Raw genomic sequence first — 1354 nt, forward strand, 5'->3', positions numbered from 1 at the left:
GTGTTCCACCCGAGGCGGTAGGACCACAAACCCATTTGAAGATGGTTGCACCGACATCGGTGTTGTGTTCCACCCGTGCTGGTAGGACCACAAACCCATTTGAAGATGGTTGCACCGACATCGGTGTTGGTAAGTGCGGTGGCGGAATCCTTGAAAGGAACCAGCTGGATCGAGGTGCTGGCGGCATCTTTCAGGTCAGTCGCATTTTGCGTGAGGACGGTGATTACACCGGYATTGGTGGTGGTGATGTTGTAAACGTACTTTGTGGGAGCGCTTGGGGCTGTAGGGCTGCTGGCGTTCTTTTCRCAGCCCCAGTTATTGGCAGCAGGCAGAACYGTACTGGCRGAAGAYTGCACAGTTTCAGTGATGCTGGTACGGCACTGTGATGCAGCCAAAATCACTTCAGACACTTTTGCRCGAATGGTGTAGTCCTGGTACGCAGGCAGAGCCACCGCAGCCAGGATACCGATAATCGCCACAACGATCATCAGTTCGATCAGGGTAAAACCCTTTTGGATTGAACGCTTCATAAAAACTCCTTGGTTAAAAAAACTAGCTTAGGGTTAGAGCAGTTTTTGTGCCACGTAAAAGAGCCTTGTTTTTCGTGATTTTTGGACCGTAATAAGCGGCCAGCTTACTTTTTTGACCCTTACTCCTAAATTCAATGACATTTTCGTCATTTGATGAAGGTGGATCGGACCATCTTCAAATCCGTCATACCCATGAGCGCCTTTTCCATCCCATCTATCCAGAGCGTCCGCATGCCGCTGTTGACAGCGCTTGAAAGCAGCTCCGCCATACGGGCCCGCTCCTGAATCAATTTTTTGGCAGCGTCATCTGCAGTCATCAGCTCATACAACCAACGCGGCCCTTGTAGCCAGCTTTATTGCATTTGTCGCAACCGATCGCGCTATACAAGGTGAGTTTTTCGTCTTTCCCCGTGGCGCTCCATCGAGTCCTCATACCGCTTTTTGTGACTCCCCACCAGGACCGGCTTTCCGGGCTTCGCTATTGCGCAACTCTTCAGAGTCCTTGTGAAACCCCAGCCAACGCAGTAAGGGCCTGCTACCGCACCAAAGTTTCCGAAATCAAGTGATGAACTCCATTGGCATCCTCATCCTCATCTTCATATCCAAAAACAAAAACGGCGCATCGAATGACGCGCCGCTTTACATGCAATACCGAGCTGCCGCCTTAGGCAGCAACGCAGCAATTAGCCCCTGCAAGAACCAGGCAGGTATTTGGAAGGTGTTCCACCCGAGGCGGTAGGACCACAAACCCATTTGAAGATGGTTGCACCGACATCGGTGTTGGTAAGTACCGCAGAGGAAGTCTTGAAAGGAACCAGCTGGAT

General features: G+C 51.3%; 2 protein-coding genes. Both read right to left on the bottom strand.

Annotated elements, in window-relative coordinates:
- A partial coding sequence (locus AC1D2K_RS34710; RefSeq protein WP_478094977.1) for a pilin occupies positions 1-530 on the bottom strand: 530 nt, incomplete at its 3' end.
- A 146-nt stretch (positions 531-676) separates the two neighbouring features.
- Positions 677-847 (bottom strand): hypothetical protein, encoded by a 171-nt coding sequence (locus AC1D2K_RS34715; RefSeq protein ID WP_478094978.1) that lies wholly within the window; start codon positions 845-847, stop codon positions 677-679.
- Positions 848-1354: the final 507 nt, after the last annotated feature.

It is taken from the genome of Variovorax sp. P1_H12_2 (genome assembly GCF_056405335.1).